The sequence below is a fragment of the Chryseobacterium wanjuense genome (assembly GCF_900111495.1).
GTDB lineage: Bacteria > Bacteroidota > Bacteroidia > Flavobacteriales > Weeksellaceae > Chryseobacterium > Chryseobacterium wanjuense.
Map to the genome: position 1 here is coordinate 2,546,817 of NZ_FOIU01000001.1, position 17,736 is coordinate 2,564,552.

At 36.5% G+C, this 17,736-nt stretch carries 16 protein-coding genes; 6 read left to right on the forward strand and 10 right to left on the reverse strand.

What is annotated here, in order from left to right:
• The first annotated feature begins 89 nt into the window (after positions 1-89).
• The 4 genes from BMX24_RS11285 (at position 90) to BMX24_RS11300 (ending at position 5,232) form a co-directional block, all read left to right on the forward strand.
• Positions 90-860 (forward strand): histidine kinase, encoded by a 771-nt coding sequence (locus BMX24_RS11285; protein ID WP_089792583.1) that lies wholly within the window; start codon positions 90-92, stop codon positions 858-860.
• Positions 838-1,545: a LytR/AlgR family response regulator transcription factor gene (locus BMX24_RS11290; protein WP_089792585.1), complete on the forward strand. Its 708-nt coding sequence runs from the start codon at positions 838-840 to the stop codon at positions 1,543-1,545. The genes BMX24_RS11285 and BMX24_RS11290 overlap by 23 nt, the downstream gene beginning before the upstream one ends.
• Positions 1,546-1,802: 257 nt before the next feature.
• On the forward strand, positions 1,803-4,085 hold the full coding sequence (locus BMX24_RS11295) for a cation:proton antiporter (protein ID WP_089792904.1): 2,283 nt from the start codon (positions 1,803-1,805) through the stop codon (positions 4,083-4,085).
• Between the two features lie 301 nt (positions 4,086-4,386).
• Positions 4,387-5,232: a prephenate dehydrogenase gene (locus tag BMX24_RS11300; RefSeq protein WP_089792587.1), complete on the forward strand. Its 846-nt coding sequence runs from the start codon at positions 4,387-4,389 to the stop codon at positions 5,230-5,232.
• A 209-nt stretch (positions 5,233-5,441) separates the two neighbouring features.
• On the opposite strand, the gene BMX24_RS11305 is transcribed toward BMX24_RS11300, so the two are convergent.
• From BMX24_RS11305 to BMX24_RS11340, 8 genes are all read right to left on the reverse strand, one after another.
• Complete coding sequence (locus BMX24_RS11305; RefSeq protein ID WP_089792589.1) at positions 5,442-6,860, reverse strand: L-serine ammonia-lyase; 1,419 nt, start codon at positions 6,858-6,860, stop codon at positions 5,442-5,444.
• A gap of 207 nt (positions 6,861-7,067) precedes the next feature.
• Complete coding sequence (locus BMX24_RS11310) at positions 7,068-8,411, reverse strand: ammonium transporter (RefSeq protein WP_089792591.1); 1,344 nt, start codon at positions 8,409-8,411, stop codon at positions 7,068-7,070.
• Between the two features lie 107 nt (positions 8,412-8,518).
• On the reverse strand, positions 8,519-9,160 hold the full coding sequence (locus BMX24_RS11315; protein WP_089792593.1) for an alpha/beta hydrolase family protein: 642 nt from the start codon (positions 9,158-9,160) through the stop codon (positions 8,519-8,521).
• 65 nt (positions 9,161-9,225) lie between these two features.
• On the reverse strand, positions 9,226-10,002 hold the full coding sequence (locus BMX24_RS11320) for a hypothetical protein (RefSeq protein WP_089792595.1): 777 nt from the start codon (positions 10,000-10,002) through the stop codon (positions 9,226-9,228).
• Positions 10,003-10,259: 257 nt separating this feature from the next.
• Positions 10,260-10,892, reverse strand: coding sequence for a YceI family protein (locus BMX24_RS11325; protein ID WP_089792597.1), 633 nt, complete (start codon positions 10,890-10,892; stop codon positions 10,260-10,262).
• Between the two features lie 78 nt (positions 10,893-10,970).
• Positions 10,971-11,537, reverse strand: coding sequence for a YceI family protein (locus BMX24_RS11330; protein WP_089792599.1), 567 nt, complete (start codon positions 11,535-11,537; stop codon positions 10,971-10,973).
• Between the two features lie 150 nt (positions 11,538-11,687).
• A complete protein-coding gene (locus BMX24_RS11335) occupies positions 11,688-12,737 on the reverse strand; it encodes a glucokinase (protein ID WP_089792601.1) in 1,050 nt (349 codons plus the stop codon).
• 114 nt (positions 12,738-12,851) lie between these two features.
• Entirely contained in the window at positions 12,852-13,415 is a 564-nt protein-coding gene (locus BMX24_RS11340; RefSeq protein WP_089792603.1) for a hypothetical protein, read from the reverse strand.
• 295 nt (positions 13,416-13,710) lie between these two features.
• Between BMX24_RS11340 and BMX24_RS11345 the strand changes: the two genes are divergently transcribed.
• A complete protein-coding gene (locus BMX24_RS11345) occupies positions 13,711-15,090 on the forward strand; it encodes a DUF1800 domain-containing protein (protein ID WP_089792605.1) in 1,380 nt (459 codons plus the stop codon).
• Between the two features lie 94 nt (positions 15,091-15,184).
• Positions 15,185-16,369: a DUF1501 domain-containing protein gene (locus BMX24_RS11350; protein WP_089792607.1), complete on the forward strand. Its 1,185-nt coding sequence runs from the start codon at positions 15,185-15,187 to the stop codon at positions 16,367-16,369.
• Positions 16,370-16,458: 89 nt separating this feature from the next.
• Here the strand turns inward: BMX24_RS11350 and BMX24_RS21440 are convergent, their stop codons facing one another.
• On the reverse strand, positions 16,459-16,587 hold the full coding sequence (locus tag BMX24_RS21440; RefSeq protein WP_262485637.1) for a hypothetical protein: 129 nt from the start codon (positions 16,585-16,587) through the stop codon (positions 16,459-16,461).
• A 61-nt stretch (positions 16,588-16,648) separates the two neighbouring features.
• Positions 16,649-17,668, reverse strand: a complete 1,020-nt coding sequence (locus tag BMX24_RS11355; protein WP_089792608.1) for a helix-turn-helix transcriptional regulator — start codon at positions 17,666-17,668, stop codon at positions 16,649-16,651.
• Between the last annotated feature and the right edge of the window lie 68 nt (positions 17,669-17,736).

Here is a 17,736-nt window from a genome sequence, read left to right on the forward strand (position 1 = left end):
TATTAAAAACTTTGCATTAAAAAAAATGCTTCGACAACTGCGAATACTAAAAGTTTAAAAAAGATATTAAGTAAATAAATTGTAAACCCATGGAAGGCAACTACTACATGATTCATGATTATCTGATATTCATTGGAGTATTTGCTATTTTCTTTTTTTTAACGGTAAGCATTTATTTATTTATCCAAAATCAAAAATTTAAAGTAAAAAACGCTAAGCTTTCGGAAGCCAACAAAATAATCCAACAACGATTGAATGAAGTTCAGCTCGAGCATATCGGCACCAAACTGAATCCTCATTTATTCAAAAATATTTTAAATTCCGTCCAGTCACATGCTTATCAGACGTATATGTCGTTGGATAAATTGGCGAATGTTTTAGACTATATTTTATATGAAAGCAACAATAAATTTGTAAGCCCGAAGGAAGAATTAAATTTCGCTTTAAGCCTAATTGAGATTAATAAAATTAAAGTAAATCCTCTTTTCGATTTCAGAATTAAATCCAGAATTAATAAATCTGATGCCATCTACGAAGAGAAAGTTTTTGCCCCGTTAATTTCGGTTGACCTCATTGAAAATGCCTTTAAGCATACAGATTTTCTTGCTCAGGATTCCTTCATTTCCATTCAGATGGAGCTTGAAGACGGTATTTTTACCATGAAAGTGAGTAACAAAGCTTCCTTGAAAAACATTTTGGAGAAAGAAAAAAGCGGTTTCGGAAGCCAGTCACTGGATCAAAGATTGAAAATGATCTACAATAATCATTATTCACTTCACAAAAATTCAAAAAATGGTATCTTCACCGCAGAATTAACAATCAATCTAGGAGAATTTTATGATAAAATGCGTTATTCTTGATGATGAATTACTGGCTATCAGTTATTTAAAACTTCTATGCGAACAAATTGATAATGTGGAGGTTGTAAAAGCATTTAACGATCCTAAAATATTCCTGAACGAAATCGCCAATCTCGACTGCAACGTCTGTATTTTAGACATCGAAATGCCGGGAATGAATGGTCTGCAGGTCGCCGAACTGATTTCAGATTCAAAAAAAATAATTTTCACCACCGCTTATAAAGAATACGCCGCAGAAGCTTTTGACCTGAATGTGGTGGATTATGTAAGAAAACCGATCAAAAAAGAAAGGTTGATCCAGGCATTCGAAAAAGCGAAAGAACTCATCCAGAATTCTCATAAAAAAAACTTCATCGAGTGGAATACAAACATTGGTAAAACCGTGATTTTCACCGATCAGATCGTTTATATCAAAACATCCGAAATCGACAGCCGCGACAAAGATATTATCTTAAATGACGGTACAGCCATCGTTCTGAAAAACCTGAGCTTTAGAAATCTTCTGGAAATGCTTCCTGCAAAGGATTTTGCACAGGTAAATAAAAAAGAGATCATTGCCATTTCTTCTATCAAGATTTTCTCTACCAACGAAATCATCACCACCATCGCTGAAGGCGAACATTTTCTGAAACTGCAGATCGGTGAAACCTACAAAGGCTCATTAATGGAGATGTTCGGAAAATAGGTCTTTCAAAGATTTCTTCTTTTATTACAGAAATCAGTCGTTTTGTTACATGGATGGTTTCAAAAATATTTAGTCGTGTATTTTTGCGCCCGATTTACATTACCCTCCCAAAACGGAACGTGGAAAATGGGAATTGGTTGAGGTATTCTTTTAGATAATTTCATTACATTATTTATGACATTTATTACATTTTAGAAATAAAAATTTTCTCATAATTATATTCTTATCAACTTTGCAAAAATTTTAGGATCATGAATTTGGGGAAATATAAAAATCTCATTTTTTACGTCAGTACTATTGCATTTTTTTCATGTCTTATGTATTGGTTTTTTGTTGAAGGGAAAACATTGGAAATCGGGGAAAATATAGCTTCGCCCAAAGGTACAGGTGCTACCATGTGGGAGAATTTTGCCGATTCTTTTATGACGAATCTTCATCATCCTTTAGCCCTTCTGTTGGCTCAGATCGTTACCATCATCATGGTGGCGAAACTTTTCGGATGGATCTGTGTTAAACTAAAACAGCCTTCCGTAATCGGTGAAATGATCGCCGGTATTGTTTTGGGACCTTCCCTTTTCGGTCTCTATTTCCCGGAACTTTCGGCCTTTATTTTCCCGAAAGAATCGCTTCCGAATCTACAGTTTTTAAGCCAAATCGGTCTTATTCTTTTCATGTACATCGTGGGAATGGAGCTGGATTTAAGTGTTTTAAGAAAAAAAGCCCATGATGCTGTGGTGATCAGTCACGCAAGTATCATTATTCCTTTTGCATTGGGAGTCGGGCTTTCGTATTTTATTTATAAAGAATTTGCTCCGGATGGTATCCAGTTCAGTTCGTTTGCTTTGTTCATCGCTATTGCAATGAGTATCACTGCGTTTCCTGTGTTGGCAAGAATTGTTCAGGAAAGAAATTTACATAAAACAAAAATCGGAACCGTTGTAATCACCTGTGCTGCCGCGGATGACATTACAGCATGGTGTATTTTGGCAGCAGTAATTGCTGTTGTAAAAGCAGGATCTTTTTCGGGATCGGTTTTCGTTATTTTAATGGCGATTCTGTACGTATTCATTATGATTAAAGCGGTAAGGCCGTTCCTTGTAAGAATTGCAGAAGCCCAAAAAGGTAAAGGATTTATCAATAAAGCATTGGTTGCTGTATTTTTTTTAATATTAATTATTTCAGCATACGCTACGGAAGTTATTGGTATTCATGCACTTTTCGGAGCATTTATGGCCGGTGCGATCATGCCTGAAAATGTAAAATTCAGAAACCTTTTCATTGAAAAAGTAGAAGATGTTGCCTTGGTTTTATTACTTCCGCTTTTCTTTGTATTTACGGGATTAAGAACTCAAATCGGGTTATTGAATGACCCTCACCTTTGGAAAATCGGAGGATTCATTATCCTTACTGCCGTTGTCGGAAAATTCGTAGGAAGCGCACTGACGGCGAAATTCCTGAAAATAAGCTGGAAAGACAGCCTCACGATAGGTGCTTTAATGAATACAAGAGGTCTTACAGAACTTATCGTATTGAATATTGGTTATGACTTAGGGGTTTTAGGCCCTGAACTGTTTGCAATGTTGGTGATCATGGCATTATTTACAACTTTCATGACGGGACCTTGCTTAGATTTGATCAATTATCTTTTTAAAGGAAAAAAATCAATGATAGAAGACGATGAACATGAAAAAAATGATCCGAAATACAGAGTTTTATTATCTTTTGAAACTCCGGAATCAGGAAGTACCTTATTAAAATTAGCAGATAATCTTACCCATAAAATGAATGGAAATAAGAGCGTAACTGCAATGAATATCGCACCTGTGGATGAGCTTCACGCTTTTGATATTAATGATTTTGAAAAAGAACAATTCAAAGATGTTATCGAAACTTCACATGATTTGAAACTTGAAGTGACGACCCTTTTCAAAGCTTCAACAGATGTGGAAAGTGATCTGACCAATATTACGAACAAAGGAAACTATGACCTCCTTCTCATCATGCTTGGAAAATCGATGTATGAAGGAAGTTTATTGGGCAGACTATTAGGTTTTACTACAAAAATCATTAATCCTGAAAAACTTTTAAACACCGTAAAAGGAAAAGGAAATATTTTCAACAACTCCCCTTTCGACGATCTGACGCTTCAGGTATTAGATAAAGCGACGATTCCTGTCGGAGTTTTGGTGGAAAAAGAATTCAAATCTGCGGATAAAGTATTTGTCCCGATCTTTAATTTAAGTGATTTTTATCTGCTTGAATATGCGAAAAGACTGATTAATAATAACAATTCTCAAATCATTATTCTGGATGTCGCAGGACAGATCCGAAATAATATTGAAGTGAAAGAGCTGATCAGAAGTATTGAACAGGTTGCACCAAACCACATCACCCTATATAACGAGAAAAAAATAGAGAAAGAATTTCTGAATTCTCAGGACTTAATGCTGATCAGCAGCAAAAGCTGGAAAAACCTGATCGACACAAAAGACCTTTGGCTATCGGATATCCCTTCTACATTGATTATCAGCAATCCGTAGATTGGTCAATGGTGAATTTTGCTTCGCAGGGCAATTTTCAAAGTCAATTGTGAATTGTCAATTCGCTTTGCTGTTAATTAATTTTATTGTGAATGTAAAGATTAACAATTGACTTGCAAAGCAAAATTCACCATTCACTTTTTTTAATTTCAATTAAAAAAATTCATACCTTTGTCTCGTGATTACAAACAACGGAACATATTATTACGGAATTTTTAACTCAGATTTGGGATAAGGATTTCTTATATACATAACATAAACCTCGTCCTTGGGCGGGGTTTTTTTATTTAAAATTTAAAAGATGAAAATAAGTATTATAGGTGTAGGACTGATTGGAGGCTCGATTGCTTTAAAACTGAGAAAAAACGGAATTGCCGATTTTATCTATGGGATCGACAACAATAACGACCACCTTAATGAAGCTTTAGACTTAAAAATAATTGACGCAAAAGTAGATCTGGAATACGGAATTAAAAATTCTGACCTGGTGATTATTGCCATTCCTGTGGACTCTGCAAGAAAATTATTGCCTGATGTTTTAGATTTAATCTCTGAAAATCAAACCGTAATGGATGCAGGATCAACAAAAGCCGGAATTGTAAAAGCGGTAAAAAATCATCCAAAAAGATCTAGATTTGTAGCGTTTCACCCGATGTGGGGAACGGAAAACAGCGGTCCGAAGTCAGCCATTTCAGACAGTTTTACAGGAAAAGCCGGAGTCATCTGCAATAAGGAAGAATCTGCAGAAGATGCTTTACAAATAGTTGAAAAAATCGTTGAAAGTCTTGATATGCATTTGATTTACATGAATGCTGAAGATCATGATGTTCACACTGCTTATATTTCACACATCTCGCACATTACCTCTTACGCGCTAGCCAATACCGTTTTGGAAAAAGAGCGTGAGGAAGAAACGATTTTTCAATTGGCAAGTTCGGGTTTCTCGAGCACCGTCCGTCTCGCAAAATCTCATCCTGAAATGTGGGTTCCGATTTTTAAACAAAACAAAGAAAACGTACTCGATGTTCTGAATGAACATATCGCCCAGCTAAGAAAGTTCAAAGCTGCCCTGGAAAAAGAGAATTTTGAATATCTGGAAGAATTGATTTCTAATGCGAATAAGATTAGGGGGATTCTTGATAAGTAATAATTTTCTTTTGTCTTGAAACAAAAGAAACAAAAGTTCAAGACTTGGAAACTTCCGCTAAAAATTAAAAATTAACCCCCCAAAACTTGCGCGAATTCAATGTTGGCTCTTCGGTTCAACAGTTGTCTCGCGCTTCAAACAATGGGAATTTCTTAACGGATTAAGTAACTGATAATATTACTCATTACCAATTACTCATTGCTCATATTTTAACATTCCGGAACGTTGACAGCAATCGCCAAACCACCTTCCGAAGTCTCTTTAAACCTGTCATTCATCGAAAGAGCGGTTTCCCACATGGTCTGAATCACCTCATCCAGTGTTACTCTTGCTTTCGTTGGGTCACTTTCTAAGGCGATATTAGCGGCTGTAATGGCTTTTATAGCACCCATCGTATTTCTCTCGATACACGGAATTTGCACCAGACCTTTGATCGGGTCACATGTCATTCCCAAATGATGTTCCATAGCGATTTCAGCGGCCATTAAGACCTGACCAACACTACCTCCAAGAATTTCCGTAAGTCCTGCTGCAGCCATCGCCGAAGAAACTCCGATTTCTGCCTGACAACCACCCATTGCAGCGGAAATAGTTGCATTTTTCTTGAATAAAGTTCCGATTTCACCTGCCACCAAAATAAATCTTACAATATCATCATCACTGATAAACTCTGTGAAAGCCTGAGAATACATTAAAACTGCCGGAATAACGCCACTCGCACCGTTGGTAGGTGCTGTAATAATTCTTCCGAAGCTTGCATTTTCTTCATTTACAGCCAATGCAAAACAGGAAATCCATTTATTGATATTGGTGAAATTTTCTTCGGCATCTACAACCTGCTGGAACCATTCATCTTTATTTTTATAGATTTTATCACCTAATAATTTTCTGTTGATTCCGGCTGCACGACGGGAAACATTCAATCCGCCGGGAAGAATTCCTTCTTTATTCACGCCTTTATAAATACATTCTTTGATCTGCTGCCAAATATAAAGTGCTTCCGCTCTCGTTTCGTCCTGGGTTCTCCAGCTTTCTTCATTAATAAAAATTAAATCCGAAACTCTGTTAAGCCCCAATTTTTGACAATATTTCACAATATCAGAAGCGTGATGACAAGGATATAAAGTGCGGACACAGTGTTTTTGAATAGATTTTTTTTCCTGACTCATGATAAATCCTCCACCTACAGAATAAAAATCCTGAACAATCTCGGTACCGTCTTCGAAAATCGCCTTAAAAATCATTCCGTTCGGATGAAAATCAAGTGATTTTTGCATATTTAACACTAAATGATGGCCGTAGATAAAGGGAATTTCCTTTTCACCACCCAAATTAAGAATCTGATCGTTTTTTATTTTTTCAACCTTTTCATCGATTTTTGTGGTGTCAATGGTTTTATAATCTTCACCGCTCAACCCCAGCATTCCGGCAATATCTGTTCCGTGCCCGATTCCTGTTTTAGCTAAAGAACCGAAAAATTCGAGAAAAACTTCCTTTACCTCAGCGATAGATCTTTCTCTGTTTATAATTCTGATAAATGCTGACGCCGCATTCCATGGTCCCATCGTATGCGAACTCGACGGACCTATTCCTACTTTAATAATCTCAAAAACCGATATTGATTCCATATAGAAAATTGATCATTTTTCCTTACCACAAAGATACACGATAAATCGACACCCAAAAGCCAAAGATGAAAAACACCTTTGGCTTCGAGAATTAAAACTATATGAACGCAAAATATTTTATAGTGAATGGTCAATAGTGAATTTTGCTTCGCAAGTGAATTTTAAAAATTGACAGCAAATCTAATTGAGAATTCACAATTTACTTTTTTAGCATAAGCTCTCTTCATGCTGAGAAATATCCAATCCCAAATTCTCAGATTCTTCGGAAACTCTCAATGTGATGATACTATTCGTGATTTTATATAACATTAATGAACCAAAAAACGCAAATAACGAAACTAAAATCAAAGCCATGATATGATGGGCAAACACTTCAAACCCACCGTGAAGAAGACTTGCGTTTTCGCCGTGGGCAAAAATTGCCGTTAAGATCATTCCCATAATTCCACCCACTCCATGACAGGCAAAGACGTCTAAAGTATCATCAATTTTCTTTAAAGCTTTCCAGTTGACCATGATATTAGAAACAATCGCCGAAATAAATCCGATAAAAAGACTTTCCGAGACCGAAACAAAACCACATGCCGGCGTAATAGCTACCAATCCGACTACCGCGCCAATACAGGCTCCCATAGCCGAAATTTTTCTTTTATTAATTCTGTCAAAAAAGATCCAGGTCATCATCGCTGAAGCAGATGCAATAGTGGTAGTTCCAAATGCGGTTGCAGCGGTGGCATTTGCACTTAATGCAGAACCCGCGTTGAAGCCAAACCAGCCGAACCAAAGCATTCCCGTACCCAAAATGACGTAAGAAATATTGGAAGGTTCGTGATGCGGATTTTTCCTGTTTCCTAAAACAATCGCTCCCGCCAGTGCTGCAAAACCGGCGCTCATGTGTACGACCGTTCCTCCTGCAAAATCTTTAACTCCAAAATATTTGTTTAAAAGCCCATCCGGATGCCAAACCATGTGACAAAGCGGCGTATATATAAAAATGCTGAAAAGCACCATAAACAGCAGATAAGAAATAAAACGAACCCTTTCTGCAAAAGATCCCGTAATCAGCGCCGGAGTAATCACGGCAAATTTCATCTGAAATAAGGCAAAAAGAATAAACGGAATCGTAGAAGCCATCGCTTTATGCGGCAAAACTCCTACTCTGCTGAAAAAAGGATAGCTCAGCGGATTACCAATAATTCCGTAATGCACTCCATCGACGGTAAATCCTATAGAATCACCAAATGATAAGGAAAAACCAACAACCACCCATAAAATAGAAATAACGCCAAGTGCGATAAAACTCTGAAGCATAGTGGAAATCACATTCTTTTTACCTACCATTCCGCCGTAGAAAAATGATAATCCGGGGGTCATTAAAAGTACCAGACCGGCAGCCGCCAAAATCCAGGCTACATCTGCCCCGACAATTTTATCTTCGGATAAGAATTCTCCTGTATTCGGAAAATCCACGATGGGACTCCAGAACAGTCCGCCGACAGCAACTAGAGTAATAATGGAAAATGAAGCGATCCATTTTAAGCCTACAGTCATATAATTTATATTTAACCCCTTCAAAATTAAACATAAATTTCATAAAAACATATATTTTTTTTTAAATACCCCTTAAATTTTTATATCTAATTAACAAAAAATTAAAATTAACTAAACACCTCCCCTAAAATTTTAGACACTTCTTTGTATTTTGTAGCAGGAAAAAGATGAGTACCCCCTTTGATGATATAATCAGGTTTTGAGTTCTTAATGGGAAAAACAATATCCCTGTCCCCTAAAATCTGAATGACATCCGGTGTTTCCTCACACTTCCATTCGGAAATTTTCTCGATAGACCACTTCAGGTAATAAGGATCGCGCACCCTGAAATACTGTAAAACCCTGGGATTTTTAGGATCAAAGAGTTTCCTGACAACCGAATAGACATTCGTTGTTTTATCATTAAATAAGCTTACAGGCAGATATTTCGGAATTCTTGTGATCTCTCCTACCCGGATTAATTTAGATTTTTCTTTATGTGATTTTATGCTTCCCAAAATGACAACTTTTTGGGCCGGCTTTAATTTGTGAATTTCCTGAACCATTATTCCGCCAAAAGAATATCCCAACAGATAGAACGGTTCCGAATCATCTATTTTTTCGGCCATTCTTTCAACATATTGAGTAAAAGTTTCATTCTGACCGGGAATAAGCCAATCAATAAAAATAACCTCGTGCTGTTCCGGAAACTGCAGCTTTTCTAATACTTTAAAATCTGCGCCAAGCCCGCTTACTACGTAAATTTTCATGCTACTAAAATAAGAAAAAGCATCTAATGATGCTTTTCCCTTAACAAATATTATCATGTTGAAGTTTAATTTTTTTGAAACGAAATTCTGGTCACACTATCAATGGACAAGGTGGTAATCGTGTCTGAAGCAACCCACTCCAAAATATATCCACCTCCAGTTCCTAAAGGTGCGGGAAGGCTCGCTCCGTCTGCAATAGTTGTGAAATTGTACACCAGAATGCCACTCGTTTTGCTGGAAGGAATGACACCGCTTATTTCCGATCTGAAACCTGACAAAGGATTCCTTAAAATAAACCGTATATCCTGGCTCAGAATGTTGGAGCTTTTTGTATAATTAATAATAATTCTCCATTGATGAACCTGCCCCATAACTCCATTTTCAATAAACTGATTTCCCGAATAAATTTTGGCATCTGACACCAGAGAATTTTCGGACCAGCTTGTTGTAGGTGACGAAGCATAAATCAGAGGCAAAGCATAAGTGACTTGTCTGGTTGTGTTTGCAGCGGTATTCGTCCAATTCGGTTTTGTCCCGCTTCCTGCACCGCCTGCATTTATTTTCACAACACCGTCGTTGGACCTTTCCAGCTTCCTGCTGTATATCAATGTTCCCCAACTCGTCCCATCAAAATACCTGACTGTTTTATTGGTTTTGTCGTACGCAATCATCCCTTCGACGGGTGCTGCGATGGTTTCGGGATCTGCCATTCTGGGAATGACGACAGTAGACGTGGTAGAGACAATATCCAGTACTCCTTTTGGATTTGTTGTGTTGATTCCCACCTGAGAATAGGCTCCTGCTGACGATGCAAGAGCAATGATAATGATTTTGTTTGTCATAAAAATGTATTTAGATAATCAAACCATACATTTTCATGAGTATTAAGTAATGCAAAGATGAAGGATTTTTTATTAATTTAAAGGAAAAAAAATTATTTTACATTAATTAAATAAAAGTGTAAATTAAAATCAATCAACACATTAATTTTAATTCAAATAAAAAATTCAGAAGATTATATTCACCTTAATTGGAGAAAAAAAATGAGCAATTCCCAAGGAAATCACTCATTACTTTATTAAAAAACAGACTTACTGTTTTATTTTTTCTTTACCGGAGTCCTGTTTTCGTTATCCAATTTTTCTGTCGAAATTCTGAACTGGATATCCATTTCGTTTTTGATGAAATAATCCTTCAATGAAGACTGATAGAATACTTTGAAGTCTCTTCTGTTTAATGAGAATTTTGCAGACTCGATCACTACCGTAAACTGAGTGATATACACATTCGCAGGGAAGGTAATGGTCTTTCTCACGCCTTTAATTGTAATATCTCCGTAAACCGTAGAGTTGAACTCGCTGTTTGCTAAAGGAATAATTTTCGTCAAATGGAATTTTGCAAGAGGGAATTTCTTCACTTCGAAGAAGTTTGTGCTCTTAAGATCGTTCGTAAGTTTCACCATATCTTCATCCTGGCTTGAAACATCTCCTGCCATGATCGATTTCATATCAATCACGAATTCACCGTCTACCAAGACTGTTTTATCGAAGGTAAATTTTCCACTTTTCAGTTTCACCGTTCCAGAATGTGATGTAGGAACAGTCTTTACAACCTTGTAACCCCACCATCTTATCTCCGACGACGTTACCTTTACCACTTTATCACCTTTCTTTTGAGCGAAAACAAATGACATGCATACACACATCATAGCAAACAATAGTAATCTTTTCATTCTTTTTTATTTACAATTCAACAAAAATAAAAAAAAGTGTAGAACTTCTACACTTTTAACAATCTTTTTTTGATTAAATTATTTAGCAGTCACTTTTACAAGCATATCGATATCATCTTTCACAAAAACATCCTGCATTGTAGACTTGTAAGCCACGTCGAATTTTTGTCTGTCGATCGTGAATTTGTTTGATACTAAACTTACCACTCCTTTGCTGTAAGAAATCTTAGCCGGGAAAGAAACTACATTGGTTTTTCCTTTTACCGTAAGATTACCTGTAACAATAGAATTGTAGATTTTATCGTTGTTTTTCTTTACACCGGTAATTTTGAAAGTTGCTGTAGGGAATTTTTCAACCTCGAAGAAGTCTCCGTTTTTAAGGTGACCGTTCAGTTTTTGCTGATATTCACCTGTAAGATCCGTAGAGTTGATAGAATTCATATCCAAAACTACAGTACCTCCTACTAACTGGTTTCCTTTCATTACCAAGTCACCAGACTTTACTTTCACAGTACCATCATGAGAACTTGCCTCAGACTTTGCTACTTTGTATCCCCACCAGTGGATATCAGAAGCTACTACTTTTTTTGACTGACCGAAAGCTAAACCACTAGCTAAAACTGCTAATAAAAATATTTTTTTCATTTGAATAAAGTTATTTACTTGTTTGTTATTTACTGATGCAAATGTAGCTAACTTCTTCAATAGATTTTATTGATGTACATCAATAAAAACGATTATTTTCATGAATAATATCAGCCATAAAAAAACTCCGAATTTCTTCGGAGCCTTGTGTTAGTCTTGATAATAAGCAGTATAAAGCGCTATACCGTTTAAAGCCGTATGATTTTGCTTGATCAGATAGATCGGGATGTTTCTCAGCATCTCTTCCATCTTATCGCTGATCTTATATTTTTCGTAGAATTTATCTTTATTAATATATTCCCTGATCTCCATAGGAATATCTCCTGAAATCAAAAGACCGCCTGTAGCTTTTAATTTTAATGTTAAATTGTTCGCTTCTCTTGCAAGGAATTCAAGGAAAGTGTCTAAAGCAATCTTGCAGATCAGTACATCTTCCTCAACAGCAGCTTTGTATAATTCCTGAACGAAGTTTCCTTTTGCCAGTTTTTCAGCCAGCCATTCCGGTTCCGGATGTCTTTTTACATCTCTTAAAAATCTGTAAATATTAAATAAACCTGTTTTGGACAATACATTTTCCCAGCTTACAATTCCGTAGATATTATTCAGGAACTGGTAAAATTCTACCTCAACAGTGGTTCTTGGAGAGAATTCCGAGTGGCCGCCTTCCGTTGCAAATGGTCTCAGGTATTTTCCGTCAAAAAAATATCCGGCTTCTCCTAACCCGTTTCCGGGAGCAAGAATTGCTACATTCCCGTTTTCCAGGTGACCGCTTGTGTAGATAGGATCGAGATCGCTGTCTTCCAAAAGCCCCATTCCATATGCCGAAGATTCCTGGTCATTCAGCATGTTTACTCTTTCAAAGTCGAAATCACTTTTGAAATCTTCAACATCAAGATGCCATCCCAATCTTGCAGGGCTGCTTTTCCCGTTCAAAACAGGTCCCGGAACTGCTATTCCCAGTCTTTTCACATTCTCCAACTGGTTATCCTGAATAAACTTCTTTAAAATATCAGTAAAAGAAGCATATTCTTTCGTAGGATAAGTGTTTTGGATTTTAATCTCAAGACCTCCGTTACTAGAAACAAAATAGCCTAAACTTGTAATATCTTCACGAAGGTTTGCGCCAATAATAGATACATTATCATTGTTACCGTTTTTTACTCCTGGTAAATAAAGTGGAAATTTTGGATTCAAAATCATAACCTCAAATTTTATCAAATATAATAATAGTTTTCGTAAATCCGACAGGGAAAAATAAAACCTTTTCAAGTTTTTGAAAAGGTTTGGCTAATAATTGTTTATATTTAAATCTAACTACTTTCCTAATGGAATATTGTAAGAGAAACCTACCCCAATGTTCCCCACATTGTAGTCCTGGTTTGGCAAATCTCCTTTATCTCCTACAAATACTTTCTGATACTGTACAAAGAAATTCCAGTCTCTGTTGTGATATCCGATCTCCGGCTTGATGTAGAAACCTCCGTCTGGTCTGTCCAGCGTGCTGTTTGAAGCTACTTTTTCATCACCTACCAGGAAGCCATATCCTAGGTCTGTTCCGAAATAAAATCCTGTTTGTTTAGGATAAATTCTGATCAAAGCTCCTACAGGAATTACTCCTACATCATTATTATTATATCCGTTGTTATCTTTACCGAAATAATGAGTATATCCTGTTGCAATACCTAACCCGAATCCCGGTGTGATAAGGTTCTGATAAGCAACATCCACTCCTACAGAAGCAGAAACATTATCTGCAGGAACAGCTAAACCAGCATTTGCCCCCACTTTAATCATATTGTTCATCTGTGCACTTTGTGCGCTCACAACACCAGCTGTCAAAATTCCAGCCAATAATATTGCTTGTTTAAACATTTTCATAACTCTGATTTTTAAATTTTACTAAGCTGTAAGATGTAAAAATCGTGCCAAGGAACGGTGTTTTTCCTATTTTAACATTAATAAAATTCCCAAAATAATGAAAATCAATTAATTAAATTCAGTTAAAATTTAAATGTTTGTTTAAAAAAAATGACGCATTTTTTTAGAGTTATACCATTAATATTTATAATTAATTCATCATCTCAACCGGAAGATTTTCTGCAATATTAATAATTGTTAATCCGTTATCATTTAACCTTCCTTCCTCAAAAACATCAAAAAATAAAATATTCTAATGACAGTTCCATCTCTCATCAATAATAAACATCTTCTCTGGCGTGCAGGTTTTGGCGCGGGAATCAATCAGTTTGAAGATCTGAACAATAAGGATATTAAAGCTTTACTTAATGATCTTTTTAGAGAAGAAACATTTCTTTATATAAATTATGACACTCCCGACGTGGAAATCATCGACTACATGAACGATAAATCCCCGGCTGAAAAGAAAAAGGAAATCCAAAGGATCAACAGGGAACAAAATCTTGAACTTAATCTGAATTTTCTCGATAAAATGGTCAACAGCAAAGAACAGATGAAAGAAAAAATGGCATTTTTCTGGCACGGACACTTTGCATCGAGAGTCGTAAATCCAAGATTTAACCGGCAGATTTTAAATGTTATCAGAAAAAATGCTTTGGGAAATTTCAGAGACCTTTTGTTTGAGGTGAGCCAGGCTCCCGCTATGTTGAATTTCCTAAATAATCAGCAAAATAAAAAAGATCATCCCAATGAAAATTTTGCCCGCGAAGTGATGGAATTGTTTACCATGGGACGCGGAAACTACACTGAAAAAGACATCCGTGAAGGAGCACGGGCTTTTACAGGATGGGGATTTGATAAAGAAGGAAATTTCAGGGAAAGAAAAAATCTTCATGATGAAGGAACAAAAAATTTTCTTGGGAAAACCGGAAATTTTACAGGATCCGATGTTTTAAATATCATTCTCGAAGAAAAAACTACAGCCAAATTTATTACCACTAAAATTTATAAGTTTTTCGTTAATGAAAATGTGGATGAAAACATTGTTAATAAACTGAGTGATAACTTTTACCAATCCGGCTACGACATCAAAAAGCTGATGACAGAAATCTTTTCAAGCTCATGGTTTTATGACAAAAAAAATATCGGAAACAGGATAAAATCCCCTATCGAACTGATGGCGGGAATGATGAGAACCCTTCCGATGAATATTCAGAATCCGGAAAACCTCATCGTTTATCAAAAACTGTTGGGACAAATGCTTCTCTATCCACCGAATGTTGCAGGCTGGCCCAACGGAAAATCATGGATCGACAGCTCGACTCTGATGCTGCGGCTTCAGATTCCGCAAATTTGGTCGGGTTTAAGACCATTGGAATATACACCAAGACAGGACGACGACATCGATATGGGCATGAAATCCCGCGAAACCGCTTTAAACAAAACCTTTAAAAATCCGAATATTACCATCGACTGGGCTCGGGTGGAAAAGGTTTTTAAAGATAAAAAAGTGGAAGATTATTTAATTCAAAGCTCAAAATCTCTGGATATGAATTCTGTGAAAAATTTTTCAGATAACAGCGTGAAAATGAATGTCATCAATCTCATGTCAACCCCCGAATATCAGCTGATGTAGTTTTCAGGTTGCAGGTCGCAGATTTTAGCTGACAGTTAAAATGCAACGATAAAAACCTACAACCTAACATCTTTAACCTAAAACCTAACACTCTATGTTAATCAAAAGAAGAGAATTCCTAAAAATAAGTTCATTGGCTACCGCATCGTTTCTGATGCCTAATTTCCTGAAAGCAATGACATTCGATGAAGCACTGGAACCCAATCAGAAGATTTTGGTGGTATTGCAGTTTACTGGGGGAAATGATGGTTTAAATACAATTATTCCGACGAAAAATGATATTTATTTTAAAGAAAGAAACAGCATTGCGATTCAAAATTCTTTGTCTCTGACGGATGAAGCCGGCATCAACCCTGCCCTTTCCTATTTTAAAGAACTTTATGATAATGGCGAACTTTCTGTAATGAACAACGTTGGCTATCCGAATCCCGACAAATCCCACTTCCGAAGCATGGATATCTGGCATTCTGCAAGCCGCAGCGACGAGTATCTGGAAACAGGCTGGCTGGGAAGATTTCTGGACGAAGAATGCTACCGCTGCGACCATCCGACTCAGGCGCTGGAAGTTGATGATATGCTAAGTTTAGCCTTAAAAGGTGAAAATAATAAAGCTTTTGCTTTTAAAGATCCGAAAAGACTGTATCAGACCAGTCAGGAAAAGTATTTCAAATCATTGTACGACCATCATCATGAGGACGAAACGGTTTCCTACCTGTATCAGACATTAGGCTCGACGATCAACAATGCAGATTATATTTTTGAAAAAAGTAAAGCCAAAAAAACAGAACAGACCTATCCGAATTCACAGCTCGGAAAAGACTTCAAAACCGTTGCTTCATTGATAAAATCTGACATTAATACCAGAGTTTATTACCTTTCCATCGGGAGTTTCGACACGCATGTGAACCAAAATGAAAGGCAGCAAAAGCTTTTCAATGATATCAATGAAGCTGTAAAATCTTTCGTGGCAGACATGAAAAGCAATGGACTATTTGATGATATTTTATTGATGACGTTTTCCGAATTCGGGCGTCGTGTTGCTCAGAACGCGAGTAAAGGAACCGATCACGGAACGGCAAATCAGATGTTTTTCATCAGCGGAGGACTGAAAAAGAAAGGGATTTTGAATGCGCTTCCGGATTTAACCCATCTTAATGAAGGAGATTTAATTTATTCCGAAGATTTCAGGAAAGTCTATGCAACGATTCTCAAAAACTGGCTAAAAGCAGACTCTTCCAAAGTGTTGGGCTGGAAAAACGGGATTTATGATTTTGTCTGATTTTATATTTTAAAGCAAAAAATAAAAAGAGGCTGTCCGAAAAAATGACAGCCTCTTTCTTATAATTCTAAATTTTAACTACTTTCAGTTTAAACGGGAATCTGTTTCTTATCTTCCGTTGGTTTTTTATTCATTTTCTCGGATATTTTTTTGACAATAAATTCTATCACCAAAGGTGCTACAATTGCTAGTAATGTTTTTAATATTCGTGATTTCATAATGCTAATTTTATATGATGATTCATACAATTTCTAAGCCATAAAGTTTTAATGAAAAATATTAATCTTCATCAGATACTACTAAATTTTCGTAATTCTTAGTTCCCGCTTTAAATTTTTCTTCAAGCCGGAGCCTTAATTTTCTTGGTTTATGTACAATGAGACTTTCTCCAAAACCCAATAAAAGTCTTTCTAATTCATAATTCAGCTGAACACAGATTTTAAAGATAGTTCCTTCATTCGACTCGCTTACAATTTCCTGACTGCTGTGTAAAGGTTTGGTTTTCACATACGGAGCATTATGAGAATCGACAAAAAAAACGACATTCCGCGGAGACATCGTGGGAGAAACCGTTACCCCTACAATATCTTTAAAATATTCATCACCATCGAGATTCATATCAACATAATCAATCTTTTCTTCAATATTGATGTTTTCCATTCTATCCAGCGCCAGATTATACACATATTGTTTATTCGAGCAGATCAGAAACCAACGGTTATTAAACTCCTTCAACAATTGCGGATGCACCACATAAGAATCTGATTCTCTGGCTTTAAAGCTTTTGTAAGTAATATTCAAAACCTTTTTATGCAAAATCGCATCATACAGAATATCAATATGTTCCAGACCTTTCAGCTGCTCGTTTTTATCCAGATGAATGATCGATTTCTGGCTCGTCGCATGAATAGAATCCTCCAACTTCTGGATCACCCCGTTCATTTCCTTAAACATCGAAAAATCCTTGAACTGCTTCAAAATCTGCACCGCATTATTCATCGCTTTCAGATCACTTTCGTTCACCGAAATGTTGTGGATGCTGTAATCCGGGTCGCTGTAGCGGTAGTATTTCCGGTCATACACTTCAATCGGAGCCTCATACCCGAATTTTTCACTGCGCATATTCTGCAGATCGAGCTGCACGGTGCGTTTGCTTACAAAAGATTCCTTTCCTTCAAATTCAAACAACGCTTCGGAACATTCATCAATCAAATCTTCCAAAGTATATTTCCGGTACTTGTTTTTCAGGCATTTATCCAACGTTTTATAGCGGATCAGGGCATTTTTATTCGATGACATGATTTTTTATTTTTATGTCATTGCGAGGAGCAAAGCGACGTGGCAATCTCAATAATCAATCTATTCTA